Here is a 13,888-nt window from a genome sequence, read left to right as displayed (position 1 = left end):
TCAGTCCTGATCGTTTATATTAAAAACAATATAACTTTATATGTAAGGTTTCTAGGGTTCCGCAGCTTCGTTTCAGCCGGACTGGACCGAGGGAAACCCACGTAAGCCGGTTCATCGGCACGCGTGACGACACGGAGGGATAAAAGCCCGGGAGATATCGTTATGATCGATATTTCCAGGCTTTTTTGTTTTGTTCAGGTGATTTCTTTCCATACTAAAGGGAGACTTCCACCACGATTGCGGGAGAGAAAGTGAGGTTTATGATGAATTTTATTTTGGATAATAAGTGGTTTATCTTGCTTATGCTCGAGGTGCTCGCCTGGGCATCCACCTTCTTTATGGTGTTTGCCAGATACCGGCTGGGCTCCAAGCCTCTGTTCCGGATCGGAGCCATACTGACCGTCCTCACAGGCGTGCTGCCTCAGGTTACGCTCGGCATTGTGAATTTTATTGTAGAAAAGAAGCTGGACCTCTTTACCTTCGTTATTGTGCTCCTGATTCTCTATGGCTCCACGCTGGGGCGCAAGAAAATCAAGCAGCTGGACGACTGGGCCAAACGCAAGTTTTCCAAAGCTGGCCCGCAGATCTGAACGGCGCTGGCCGGCATGCGGCAAGCAAAATCATTGCAGCAAACTAACCGCCCCGTCATCCAGCCTTCAGAAGCACAGCTGGAAAGGCTCAAGAAGAAGCTTGACTGTCGCAGTCCTAGGACCCACAGCCAAGCTTCTTCCCTTCAGGGCATAAGCAAAGTCTGATGGAATTTTAACCTTTATTGCCTTTAAAGAAACAAAGACTATTGGAAATGCTCGAGAACAACCTTGCCAACGGTCCGGCCGGCTTCAATCGTGGCATGGGCCTTTTTCAGGTTGGCGGCATTAATCGGTTCCATTCTTTCGGTCAAGGTTGTGCGGATGATGCCGGCATCAATGAGCTGGGCCAACTCGTTCAGCAGCTTATGCTGTTCAATCATATCCGCCGTCTGGAACATCGCACGGGTGAACATGAATTCCCACATGAACGCTGCGCTTTTATTTTTAAGCACATTCAGGTTCAATGACTCCTTCGTCTCCACAATAGAACAAATTTTGCCCTGCGGCGCTACCGCTTCGCCCATGTTCTCCCAGTGCTGCTCCGTGCTGTTCAAGCAGAAAATATAATCGGCCTCCGGCAAGCCGATGTCCTTCAATTGGGCGGTGAATGGCTGGAAATGATCGATGATATAATCAGCCCCAAGCTCCTTGACCCATTCCGCCGATTCCGGACGTGAAGCTGTTCCAATAACCGTCAGCCCCGCATATTTGGCCAGCTGCACGGCGATGGACCCCACACCCCCCGCAGCTCCGATAATAAGGATTGACTTGCCTGCATTAGCGTCCTTATTCCGGGACACCCCCATCCGGTCAAACAGCCCTTCCCAGGCCGTGATCGCCGTTAAGGGCAGCGCAGCCGCCTGGGCAAAATCCAGCGATGCCGGCTTGGAACCGGCAATCCGTTCATCGACGAGATGAAACTCGCTGTTGCCGCCTGGCCGGGTAATGCTGCCGGCATAATAGACCTCGTCGCCAGGTTGGAACAACGTACATTCCGGCCCTGTCTGCTCTACGACTCCCGCCACGTCCCAACCCAGAATTTTTGGCGAGTCTTCCGTCTTGTCTTTCGGAGCGCGCACCTTGGTATCGACCGGATTGACAGAAATGGCCTTAACCCGGACCAATATATCCCTCCCGGTTGGAACCGGCTTCTCAAGCTCCATATCGATCAGGCTGTCTGGATGCTCAATATTCAAATATTTATAAAGACCTACCGCTTTCATTGTTTCCTTGTTTGTCATCATGCCAACTCCTTATAATCCAAGATTGCTTCCATATCTTATTTTACCCGCTCCAATCCAAAATAGTAAATATACGCATTCGTGCGAGGTGAAAGCAAATCGTAGCAAGGCAAAAGGACAGGATTATTCCCTGGAGGGCAGCCTGAATGACTGCCCCCAGGGGAGATAACCCTGCCCTGATGATAGAATTATGCCGTCTCTTCTATGCTATCGGAATGAAACAAAGCAGCTCCGTAGGCCGGGAGCTTCAATGCGCCATCCTGCAGCTGTCCTGCGCCGCACACGAGAGCCTGCCAGCCAGCCGGGATTTCTATTTCCGCTGCTGAGGCGTTATGATTCAGGACGAACAGATATTCACCGGCTTCCCCTTTGCGCCGCGTGATCTCCACTCCATCCACGGATTCGGCAATGCCGCGAATTCCCGACGCCCGGACCAGCTCTGCGACGAGCGTTTCCATCGTCAGAGGACCAAGCTGTGTACCCACATAATAGGCAAATCCGCCGCCATATGAATTTCGGGTAATCGCCGGCGTATTCGCATAGAACTCCTCCGTATACTCGGCAAGCGTCTCAGCTCCGTCAAGCGTGATGATATCACACCATAGATTGGCGCTCTCCGTGACTTCCCCGTTTCCGATCCAGCGTATGCCCTGGCCGAATTGACGCAGGCAATCGTAATCCTCAATCTTCACACCGGCGAGCTCCGCATAATCGCCGGGCAGCGTCGCGGCATGAACCGCATTGTCCCAATCCTTCACGCCAGCCCGGATATCAAGCACCAGATGGCCGCCGGCTGCAGCATATTCGCGAAGCTTGCAGCTGAGCCCCGGATTGGATAGGAACATCAGCGGGGCGATAAGCACCTTGTATGCGGAGAAATCCGCCTTGTCGGACACCAGATTGACCGGCACATTCTTATCGAAGAATGCCTGATAATAGCTGTACAAATGCTTCACGTAGTGCAAATCCGGATGATGGGGCTGAATCTGCATGGCCCATTCCTGATCGTAGCTGAACACGATGCCCACTTCGGACCCCGGAAGACCGCCCTTGAACGCGTCCATATGGGGGGCCAGCTCCTGAATCGTCTGCTTGATCTCCGCGTGGCGCCGCCCCGGAATCCGGCTGTGGGGCAGTATGCCGTGCCAGTACTGCTCGCTGCCCACAAGCGCCGTATCCCAGCGGAAATAGACGATTGTATCCGCTCCATGCGCAATGGATTGGTAGGTCCACAGCCGGATTTGTCCGGGCCGGGGCGTGGAGCCGAGAATTTCCGTGCCTGTCGGACCTGCCAGCTGCTCCATAATCCAGAACGACTGTTCCTTGGTTCCCCTCATCAGATCAAGCGCCATTCCCAGATGCGCCGGCGAGCTGCGCTTGATGCGCTCCTCCAGGAAAAGCATCGGGTACTGATCATGGGAGATGAAATCCAGATCCCTGGCAAGCTCGAAATAATCGGTTTTGTCGAAGAAACCCATAAAATTATGCGTTATAAAATGATGAGGGCAGATTTCCCGCAAAATCTCGACCTGCACCCTCTGAAAATCGACAATCAAATCCGAGCAAAACCGCTTCCAGGCGAGCAGATGCGACGGATTATGGGAATTCGGCGTCGGCATGGGAGACGGAACCTGATCGAAGCGTGCGTAGGTCTGGCTCCAGAAGACGGTGCCCCAGGCTTCATTCAGCGCTTCAATCGCGCCATACCGCTGCTCCAGCCATTGCTGGAAGCGGCTGCGGCAGGAATCGCAGTAGCACAGCTGCTGATGGCTGTTGCCGAATTCATTATCCGTCTGCCATCCGATAACGGCGGGATGATCCTTGTAATGCAGAGCCATCTCCCGTACAAAACGGCGTATATGCGTGCGGTATGTCTCGTTCGACTGGCAATCGTGATGGCGGCCGCCGAAGCTCACACGCATTCCGCTCGCATTCACGGGAAAAATATCGGGATGCTTTTCCATCAGCCAGACGGGGGGAGCTGCGGTAGGCGTCCCCAGCACTGTTTTGATTCCCCGGCTGTTCAGGATTTCGATAGATCTGTCGAGCCACCCGAAATCGTACCGTCCTTCCTCCGGTTCCATCTTCGACCAGGCAAATTCAGCCATGCGGACAAGATCGATGCCCATGCCGCGCATTTGATCCGCGTCCCATTCCCAAATATCGCTTGGACAATGTTCGGGATAATAATCCACTCCAAATTTCATACTTTCGTTCCTCCTTATGATTCCCCAAACGAAAACCGCATGCTAGTATTCATGTGATCAATTAAACATTTAACAATATACATCATATCTATTTATCCTGTACAGCTTTTTGTATCCGGTCCTGGGTAATCAGAATATCCTTCTTCTTCCCCAGCGTTTTGCGGTATACCAACGGCGTTGTCGCATGTATGCGCTTAAATGCGCGGCAAAATGTATTAGAGGAATTATAGCCAACCGCAGCTGCGATTTCGTTCACGGAAAGCTTGGTTGCGCCGAGCAGATTTTTCGCCTGATTCATACGAAGATCCTCAATGTAGCTGGAGAAGTTGACCCCCGATTGCTCCTTGAAGAACTGGGACAGATACATCTCCGAGATGTGAAACCGGTCGGCAACCGCGCTTAAATTCAGCGATTCATCCACATAAGCCTCCTGCAGAAAAGCAATGATATTCTGAATCATCTCGTTGTTATGGCTTTTTTTGCGAAGCTCCACCGTGTCGCATATTTTCAGAAACGTATCCGTCACGGACTCGAACATCCGGCTCTGGTTGTGTATCTGATCCTGATTGATCATATTGTCAACAAATTCGCTAATTTCCGCCTCGGATATGGAAGCCTGATCAATCAGCTTGATGAAACTGCCCGACAATTCATATAAAAACAGCCTGAACATATAGGCCGAAAGCTTGCGGTCCCGAAAATTCCACTTATACAGCTGCTCGAGAATTTCACTGACTTCCTTCTTGTTTCCCACCTTCGCATAGTTGATCAGCCGGATTTCGACATCGCCGGGATAAACATAATTTTCATTTGTTTTTGGCAGGTCGCAGTACCAGACGATTCCCTCGGAAAGCTCCGAGACCTTATAATTCAAAGCCCGCATAGCTTCCTCGTAGGAACGGGATACCTCTAGAAGATTGCTGTAGCTTCCGCCTACGGCAAAATCTGATTTCGCCTGGAATTGATGACCGAGCAGTTCTTCCGCTTTCATGAGGTTCTCCGTAATGTTCCGGCGGCACTCATCAAGATCATCAAAATTGCATACAAACAGCATAGCGGTTTTATTCTCGCCGGCGTCATGAAAATAGACATCCGATTCAAACAAAGAGCGAATGACCTCCTTGGCCACAACTCTTTTGATATCCAGCTCCTGAAGCAGATCCGCGTTATCGAAATGATCGTTTTTCTCGAACTGCAGCAGCGCCACCATATAAAACCTGCCGTCCAGGTTGATCCGTATATGGTTTTGCTGCGCCTTGATTTCCTCCAGTGTCATAAAGCTTCCTGCGAGCAGCCGTTGGAAGAAAGCCGCCCTGAGGAAAGGCTTGTGGGCTTCAATCTCGGTCTCCAGCTCCTCATTGTTGGAGATCAGCCGGGCGATCGTATTCTCGATGAAGCCGTATGCGTCCTTGCCCCGAATATGCTCGAAGGAGAGCTTGTCGGAAATTCTGGCGATGATCGTCTGCACCGGCCTGCTGTTCCGGTACGAAAGATACAAGGCACAGAACAAGCCGAGCAGCAAGGAAACCGCAAGTACGATCAATGTGATCCGCTTAATATAATTGACTTTGTCCATGACCACATAAGTGGGCTGAACGGCTACGAATTTCCATCCATTGTAGGTTGAGGTCGTGTACGTTACGCTCATTGTTTTGGAACCGATTTGATGATTGAAAAATCCGGATGGCCGCCTGGCGTCAAGACTGACCGGCTTCACCCCTTCTTCTCCGGCGCCCGAGGCCCCCGTGATAATGTTTCCGTTCTGATCGGCGATATAGGCCCATCCCCCGCTGGAAACGTCCACCCCCTTGAGCAGCTGCATAAGCTCCTTATTGTCAATCAGCACCATGATGGCACCCTGTGGATTGCTGGAGAGACCCATCGATTGGATATAAGTGACCAAATCCACATTCTTGCCCGCCAAACGAACCGGCTGAGCCGGGAAATATTCTCTTTTGTGATAAGGCTTCAGAAATTGATCGTACCAGGTCTGGTAATCCATATCCGTATAGGTCATATAGTCCTGATAAAACTTGGGCAGCGTATAGGTTTTATGCGGGGTTAGCGCAATCTCGCTGTTCTTGAACATCAAGGCATAGTCCAGTATGAAATTATTGTACAGGCCGTAGTCGGCGATGCTCTTCCTGGTTTCCAGCAGCCGGATCAGATTCGTATCCTTGAACGGTTCGCGGATCCCCTGAAAACTGAGCACGCCGGTATTGGTGATCAGCTGCTGGGCCAGCATTTCCACATCGGACAGTCTGCGGTCTATGGTGGTTTTCGCTTGGTCCAGCAGAAGCAGATTCGATTTGGCCGCTTCGTTCGACATAATCGTGGATGTCTTGGTATAGGCAAACAGGCCTATGAGCAATGGTACGATCAAAATAATCAGATATGGAACAAAAAAGCGCAGCCATATGGATTTATTGTTCTCTCTAATTGTTCTCAGCACTTCTTTGTCTCCCCCTTTGAAAATAAGTAAGCGCTTTCCGATACCGATACAGGCTCTTCTTTTTCTGTGAACCCAGAATAACATATCCCGGATATTGAGGCGAACCCGATTATTGGGTAATGCACATTAATTTTCAAATGCAAATTCCTATTGCATGCCGTGTATATTCCCGAATTATTGCATATCCGGCATTCAGGGAATGTGCACCATTCTCAGCATTTCCTTATATCCTTGAGCTGCGCCTATTTCTTAAACTATATGCAAGGTTAAGTTTCCACCCTATAAGCAGAGTCGAAAATCCACTGGGTTTGAAGGAGGAATAAGCAGATGATAAAGGACCTGTTTGTTGAAGGCCAGCAATGTCCGTTTGGACTGGATGTCGGGCATCCAGACTTTGGATGGAGCTTCCGCTCTTCGCAGCGACGCTCCGTGAAGCAAACCGCATACCGGATCATCGTTTCCGGGACGCAAGAAGAAGTGCAGGACGGCACAGCTGGAATATGGGACAGCGGCGAAATCCGCAGTGCGAGAAATATGCACATTCCCTATGAAGGAAAACCCCTGGAATCACGTAAACGGTATTATTGGAAGGTTCAGGTTCGGGATCAGGACAATGTCCTGTCTGAGAGCGCTGTCTCCTGGTGGCAAATGGGCCTGCTCCGCTCTTCGGACTGGCTTGCCCAATGGATCGGCACGCCCGAAATTGGGCCGGACGCGGATGCAGGGAGCATCCCTTTGTTCCGCAATGAGTTTACCGTGGACAGGCCCCTGGCTGGAGCCGTTCTATATATATGCGGATTAGGTCATTACGAGCTGCGGCTCAACGGTCTGAAGGTTGGGCAGCGCGTGCTCGATCCGGGCTGGACCCACTATGATAAAAGCTGTCTGTATGCGGTCCATGACGTCACCGGTCTATTGCGGCAGGGACAAAATGCCCTTGGAGCGATAGTCGGCAATGGGTTCTATAACGTAACCGGCGGAAGATACACGAAATTCAAGCACTCATTCGGCCGGCCCAAATGTCTCATTCAGCTGGAGCTTTCTTATACCGACGGCAGCAAAGCATTCGTTACCAGCAGCGGCGAGTGGATGACCGCCTGCGCTCCCCTGACCTTCTCCTGCATGTATGGGGGAGAAGACTATGACGCCCGGCTGGAGCAAGACGGCTGGGATCTGCCCGGATTCATCCCCGGCAGCAAATGGAGACGCGCAGCCAATGCGGAAGCTCCCGCAGGCGTATTGAAGGCGCAGCAAATCCCGCCGCTAAAGGTCATGAAGACTTTCCATCCCGTCTCAATCGTGCCGCAGCGTCCCCATGTTTATACGATCGATTTTGGCCAAAATTTCTCGGGCTGGGCACAAATTGCCGTACAAGGTCCCCGTGGCGCTTCGATCCGGATGCTCCCTTCTGAATTGCTGTACCCCGACGGTTCGGCCGATCAGCGGGATTCCGGTTCCCCCTATGAATTCAATTATGTCCTCAAGGGGGAAGGAACCGAGGTGTGGAGCCCCCGGTTTACGTATTATGGCTTCCGCTATCTGCAAATTGAGAATATTGCCGTCGAAGGCGGGCAGGCGGCAGACGGGCTTCCCGTTCTAATTTCCGCAGAAGGACAAATGATCTATCCGGATATCGAGGCATCAGGCAGCTTCATGAGCTCAAATCCTATGCTGAACAAAACGCACGAGATTATTAATTGGGCGATCCTGAGCAATATGAAAAGCGTGTTCACGGACTGCCCTCACCGGGAGAAGCTCTGCTGGCTGGAGCAAACCCATCTCATGGGTCCTTCCCTCCTGTACAATTATCCGGTTGAATCATTGATGCTGAAGGTGCTGGAGGATATTCGCGAAGCCCAGCTCCCAAGCGGCCTGGTCCCTACTACCGCACCGGAATATGTCGTATTCGACGGAAAGCTGAGCAAGTACCGCCATTCTGTTTCCTGGGGCGCCGCCTATATCATGAACTGCTGGAATTTGTTCCGGACCTGCGGAAACACCACGGTATTAACCGGGCACTATACCGGTATGGAGCGCTATATCCGTTATCTGGAGGCAAATTCGGAAGGGTTTATTATCCAGGATGGCCTTGGCGATTGGTACGATATTGGCGAGAATGGCCCAGGTTATGCGCAGAACACCCCCATTGCGCTGCCGGAGACGGCCATGTTTTACCAGATTGTCTCGGTATTCGCCCGAATTGCCGGTGAATTGGGCCGGGAACAGGATGCAGAACGCTACCGTGTGTTGAGCCAGTCCATCAAAAACGCCTATAACCGTACATTCTTCAATCCGGCGACCTGTCAGTACGCAACCGGCAGCCAGACTTCCAACGCGATGTCGCTGGCTATCGGGCTGGTTGAGGAGCAGTACCGCTCCCGGGTGCTGGCCAATCTGGTTGCGGATATTCACAGCCTCCTTAACCATACGACTGCAGGCGATGTAGGACACCGCTATGTTCTACTGGCGCTGGCGAGTCATGGCCGGTCCGACATCATCTGCGAGATGGCCGCCCAAACGGACTATCCAAGCTACGGGTACCAGATCGAACACGGAGCCACATCGTTGACGGAAGCATGGGATGGGCCGACAGTAGGCAAATCGCAAAACCATTTTATGCTGGGTCATCTGGAGGAATGGCTGTACCGGGGATTGGGCGGTCTGGATTACGAATTCAATTCCGCTGCGCAGACCTATGATTTTACCATCAAGCCCTACATTGATCTGGAGCTTGATCATCTTGAAGTTACAGGCAGGCTGCCTGGCGGGCTAGCGCGGATCAGCTGGAACCTCCTCGGCGGTCGCCGGATCGGTCTCGAAATCTCGATTCCCGTCAACTGCACGGGCACTCTTTATGTGCCTGCGGTTTCCCTCGCGTGCGTAAGCGAGAGCCATGCGGCGCTGGAGGAATCGCGTGATATCAAGGTTGTTGCCTACAAGGGCGGCTGCGCCGTGCTGCGGGTGAACTCCGGCACTTATTATTTTGAATCGGCGGTTTGAGCACGCCTTATGCTGTGAATTGGCTGTTGAAACGGAACGGTTGCAGTAAAATAATCGTCCTGTCCTTTTCAAAAAAGACAGGTCGATTATTTTGCACCGAAGGCCGATGCCTCACCATCCTCTTGGCCGGTTGACCTGCTTGCAGCGAGTTCGGTCTCCATTCGGACGCTGCAGCAAGGAAAAACCTTGCTACATGGGCCATGCAGCTCTTTTCACTGGTCGCTTCCCCCTCTTGGCCGGCTTTTCCTGCTTGCAGCGAGTTCGGTCTCCATTCGGACGCTGCAGCGAGGAAAAACCTTGCTGCATGGGCCATGCAGCTCTTTTCACTGGTCGCTTCCCCCTCTATGCCGGTTTTTCCTGTTTGCAGCGTGCCTCCCGCTCTATCACGACGCTGCAGCGAGGAAAAACCTTATTGCATGAGCCATGCAGCTCTTTTCACCGGTCGCTTCCCCCTCTATGCCGGTTTTTCCTGCAAGGGGTCGGCAGGCATCTCAAGTTGACCAGATAGTAGCAAGAGGCTGCCGCTTCCCGCGGATGAAATCCGCACGAGCGACAGCCTCTTGCCTTTTCTTGTCCTGCCTGTCAGCAGGCAAATGCCTCAATCGTTTTTGAGACTAATTCGGACGGTCCCTGGATCCCACCCGAGGGATAGATATCCTGCCCAATGTCGAGACGGCCAATTTCCCCGGTAGCTAACAGCTGGCTTGCCGTCAATGAGACTGTTTGGGAATCCTGCCTCATAATGGATCCCTTCTTGAGCCTGATCCGTAGATGGTGACCTGCGAAGACAGATTGCTCAGCGAATAGCGGTAATAGCTTATCTTCTCCACGGTTGGCAGGCCATTCACCACTACCTCCGCCTTACCGCGAGCATATCCCGGATCCAGCATATCACCGACCGAAGTCCGGTTTAGCCGTATGAATCTGTGATGCGATTTCTGCGATTTCCGTCAGAGCCCCATCTCCGCCATTTCCCGGGAAATTCGATAAGTTGCGCCCTGCTCTGTCGCGAATGCGACAATATCCGATTCCACTGATACCGTCGCAACCGATCTGTCTCTCGCCGTGATAATGAACGGGTTCTCGCAGCGGATGCTGCATATCCCCCCCGCATGGGAGACGATTTCCGCTTCCGTCAGCCTGCCGTTCTTCCAATTCAGGCTGACCTCGAAGCCTCCCCGCGCTCTTAAGCCTTTGATATAGCCGTCAGGCCATTCGTCGGGAAGAGCGGGAAGAAATTCGATAAAGTCCTGATGGGACTGCATCAGCAGCTCGATAATACCCGCTGTGACGCCGAAGTTCCCATCGATCTGGAACGGCGGATGCGCGTCGAACAGATTGGCGTAAACACCGCCCGAGTGGTAGTTTTTCTCCTCGGTTTCGCAAAATTGAAGCAGCTTGTGAACGAAGGATGCCGCCCGGTTGCCATCGCCGAAACGGGCCCACAGGCCAACTTTCCAGGCCAGGCTCCAGCCCGTCCCGTCGTCTCCGCGCCTCTCAAGCGAACGCTGGGCTGCGGCGAACAAGTCAGGCGTGCCGCGCTGCGTCAGCTGACGTCCCGGATAAACGCCGAACATATGGGCAATGTGGCGGTGATGGACATCCTGCTCTTCAAAATCCCGAAACCATTCCTGCAGCTGTCCGTATTGGCCGATCTGCATGGGATATAATCGGTCGCGGGCGGCAGCCAGCTCCCGCCTGAATTCATCGTCGGCCTCCAGCACCTCGCATGCGGCCATGCAGTTGGAGAACAAATCCCAGATCAGCTGCATGTCCATTGTCGAGGCAAGACTGACGCCAGCCAAACCGTCCGCGGTCTGGAATCTGTGCTCCGGCGATGTCGATGGACCGGTAACCAGATAACCGCTCTCGTCCTCGAACAGCCAGTCCAGACAGAACAAGGCGGCTTCCTTCATAATCGGATAAGCCGTGTCGCGCAAATAAGCCTCGTCTTTCCAGAAAGCGTAATGCTCCCATAGATGCTGGGACAGCCATGGGCTCGCCATCGACCAGCTTGCCCAATGGGCCTCGCCGTTGCCGTAGCCGCCGCTTGGCGAGGTCAGGCACCAGATATCGGTGCAATGATGGGCCATCCAACCCCGTACACCATAAATCTCCGCCGTTTTCCTCCCGCTTCTCGCCATATTCGCGACGAAATCCAGCATCGGCTCATGGCAGGCTTCCAGGTTCCCCGCCAGAGCCGGCCAATAATTCATCTGCGTATTGATATTAATCGTATAATTGCTGCTCCAGGTCGGGCGCGTGTCCTTGTTCCAGATCCCCTGCAAATTGGCAGCCTGGGAGCCGGGCCGGGAGCTGGCGATCATCAAGTAGCGGCCATATTGGAACAACAACTCAACAAGACCCGGGTCGCGCCCGCCGTAGGCTTTGATCCGCTGCTCGGTCGTCATATCCGCAGGAGCAAGCGGCTCTCCCAGATGCAGCTCCACCCGGTTGAACAAGGCGGTATAATCGGCGATATGATCGCCGCGGACTTGATCGTAGTTTTTCTGCAGCGCGTTTGTCAAATAATCCCCGCATAGACCAGAAGGGTTCTTCCCCTCCGTGCGCGGCGGGCGGTCGAAGCCGTTAAAACTGGTCGCAGCGCAGAAATACAGCGTTGCAGAGGTTGCTCCATAAATATGCAGGCCATCATGATCAGCGGTCATCGAGCCTCCCTCATGTCTGGCGCCCAATCTGCCTTCAAAGCGAACCGCATCGGTTTCATCCCAAACGCCATACTGAATGGGATTGTCCGGGTTCTGATGGTTAGCCCCGCAATACTCCGGCGCGCTGCCCTGCATAATCAGGGTATTCCCGGCAGCGGCAGTCCGGCAGCGGAGCTGGCTTCCGATACGGGCGTGGAAGCTCAGCATCCCCGGCTTGTCCGCTTCCAGACGGACGACAACCGTCTGATCCGGGTAAGAAGCGAAGATTTCCCGCGTATGCCGGACATCTCCGATCATGTAGCTGACGCGGGAAATCCCGTCCCGCAGATCCAGCGACCGTTCATAAGAAGCGGCAAGATTGCCGTGCTCGAAGTGAATACGCAGATCGCCCAAGGGCATATAGGCTTCGTTATACGGACCCATCAGCTCTTTGCAGCCGAGACCCGCCTCCACATATTTGCCGGCCTTCAGCAGCTCCCGCACTGACTGAAGCGATTCCCGGGCACGGGGAGCTTCCCATTCCTGGCGTCCTCCGGACCATAGCGAATCTTCATTCAACTGGATCAGCTCCGCCTCCACGCTGCCAAAAATCATCGCCCCCAGCCGGCCGTTGCCGACCGGCAGCGCATCCGTCCATTTTCGCGCGGGATGGTTATATTGAAGCTTCATCGCTCATCCCTCCCGGTAAAGCTTGCTCAAATACATCCCGGGAGGCTGCAACCGTTATCGTGCGGAATTCCCTGCCGTTGTTGTTGCGTGTCCGGTCGCCGTCCTGCGATGGCCTTGCCGAGCAGTAAAAATGATACAACACGCCGTTATGTGTAATAACTGTTGGCTTGTGCGCATAGGTCGAATCGATTTCCCCCTCGGCGCCGATACGGATAATAGGCTCCGGATAAGCCTCCCAGTTGAATAGATCGGAAGAGACAGCCACCCCTTCCTGGGCGCGCCTGTAATCATAGCCGAAGAAAAACATCACCCACTCGTCCTTGCTCCGCAGAACGCATGGATCGCTGACGAAAGCGCTTTTCCAGCCTTCTTCCGATACGCGGAGCACCGGATTATCCCCATGCCGGGTCCAGGTCTTCAAATCCGTGGAGGTTGCAAGGCCCGTCTGCTCCACCCAACCGGATGTGTTTTTGTTCTTGGCGTTGTAAAATAAATAAAACAGGCCGTCATGTTCAACCAGACATTCCTTGTACAAGCCGCCCTTCTCCCAGTCCTCCCCTTCCTCGGGAGTCAGAATCGGGTCAGGCAGCCGGTGCCACTCCAATAAATTCTCGTCTTCCGTATAGGCCAGACCGATCTTGGCGGAGCCTTCCTCATAACCGTCCTCGGGATAGCTGTGGTAGGCAAGCCAATACTTATTGTCCCATTTCTTCAGTACAGGCGGCGCCTCAAGCTCGTTCTCTCTGAGCATCCAGGTGCCGGCAATATTTTTGGAATCCCAGTTCGACAGCTCGTTCCGCTCCAGAATAACGCCGTGATGCTCCCAATTCAGCAGATCCTCGCTAACCGCCAGCGCGGTCTGGTAGCCAATTCCGTTAAATCCCACGTACATCATGTAGAAGCGGTCCTGATGCTGAAAGACAAACGGGCAGTCGACCGCATTTTGGTCAAATTGATCCGGCAGACCCGACCCGGTCAATACCGGCTTGCCATATTTATAAGGGGTCATATAAGGCGCAATATTCATTGAAGATCCCTCCGAAGTTGTTTAATACATCCG

7 protein-coding genes and 1 riboswitch are annotated in these 13,888 nt (G+C 53.2%); of the genes, 2 read left to right on the top strand and 5 right to left on the bottom strand.

The window, feature by feature from the left end; genetic code table 11:
- Positions 1-40 precede the first annotated feature (40 nt).
- Positions 41-156: riboswitch (guanidine-I (ykkC/yxkD leader) on the top strand.
- A gap of 104 nt (positions 157-260) precedes the next feature.
- Complete coding sequence (locus tag ACFOLF_RS23750; protein ID WP_210038875.1) at positions 261-590, top strand: hypothetical protein; 330 nt, start codon at positions 261-263, stop codon at positions 588-590.
- A 203-nt stretch (positions 591-793) separates the two neighbouring features.
- Here ACFOLF_RS23750 and ACFOLF_RS23745 read toward each other — a convergent pair whose 3' ends face one another.
- The 3 genes from ACFOLF_RS23745 to ACFOLF_RS23735 form a co-directional block, all read right to left on the bottom strand.
- Entirely contained in the window at positions 794-1,831 is a 1,038-nt protein-coding gene (locus ACFOLF_RS23745; protein WP_210038947.1) for a zinc-binding alcohol dehydrogenase family protein, read from the bottom strand.
- Between the two features lie 188 nt (positions 1,832-2,019).
- Entirely contained in the window at positions 2,020-4,038 is a 2,019-nt protein-coding gene (locus ACFOLF_RS23740) for a beta-galactosidase (protein ID WP_210038874.1), read from the bottom strand.
- A gap of 88 nt (positions 4,039-4,126) precedes the next feature.
- Positions 4,127-6,490, bottom strand: coding sequence for a helix-turn-helix domain-containing protein (locus ACFOLF_RS23735; RefSeq protein WP_210038873.1), 2,364 nt, complete (start codon positions 6,488-6,490; stop codon positions 4,127-4,129).
- Positions 6,491-6,817: 327 nt separating this feature from the next.
- On the opposite strand from ACFOLF_RS23735, the gene ACFOLF_RS23730 reads away from it, so the two are divergent.
- Positions 6,818-9,490 (top strand): family 78 glycoside hydrolase catalytic domain, encoded by a 2,673-nt coding sequence (locus ACFOLF_RS23730; RefSeq protein WP_210038872.1) that lies wholly within the window; start codon positions 6,818-6,820, stop codon positions 9,488-9,490.
- Between the two features lie 950 nt (positions 9,491-10,440).
- Here the strand turns inward: ACFOLF_RS23730 and ACFOLF_RS23725 are convergent.
- Positions 10,441-12,828 carry a glycoside hydrolase family 95 protein gene (locus ACFOLF_RS23725; RefSeq protein ID WP_210038871.1) on the bottom strand — a complete coding sequence of 796 codons (2,388 nt, stop codon included), beginning with the start codon at positions 12,826-12,828 and terminating at the stop codon, positions 10,441-10,443.
- A complete protein-coding gene (locus ACFOLF_RS23720; protein WP_210038870.1) occupies positions 12,812-13,855 on the bottom strand; it encodes a hypothetical protein in 1,044 nt (347 codons plus the stop codon). Before ACFOLF_RS23720 ends, ACFOLF_RS23725 begins: the two co-directional genes overlap by 17 nt.
- Between the last annotated feature and the right edge of the window lie 33 nt (positions 13,856-13,888).

This window comes from Paenibacillus sepulcri (assembly GCF_042647105.1).
In the GTDB taxonomy this organism is placed as follows: domain Bacteria; phylum Bacillota; class Bacilli; order Paenibacillales; family Paenibacillaceae; genus Paenibacillus_Z; species Paenibacillus_Z sepulcri.
Note: the sequence above shows the minus strand (reverse complement) of the source record. Positions and strands in the feature narration are given on the sequence as shown.

Coding starts and splice junctions, on each gene's coding strand:
- ACFOLF_RS23750 (WP_210038875.1), top strand. CDS start 261: ATGATGAATTTTATTTTGGATAATAAGTGGTTTATCTTGCTTATGCTC.
- ACFOLF_RS23745 (WP_210038947.1), bottom strand. CDS start 1,831: ATGACAAACAAGGAAACAATGAAAGCGGTAGGTCTTTATAAATATTTG.
- ACFOLF_RS23740 (WP_210038874.1), bottom strand. CDS start 4,038: ATGAAATTTGGAGTGGATTATTATCCCGAACATTGTCCAAGCGATATT.
- ACFOLF_RS23730 (WP_210038872.1), top strand. CDS start 6,818: ATGATAAAGGACCTGTTTGTTGAAGGCCAGCAATGTCCGTTTGGACTG.
- ACFOLF_RS23725 (WP_210038871.1), bottom strand. CDS start 12,828: ATGAAGCTTCAATATAACCATCCCGCGCGAAAATGGACGGATGCGCTG.
- ACFOLF_RS23720 (WP_210038870.1), bottom strand. CDS start 13,855: ATGAATATTGCGCCTTATATGACCCCTTATAAATATGGCAAGCCGGTA.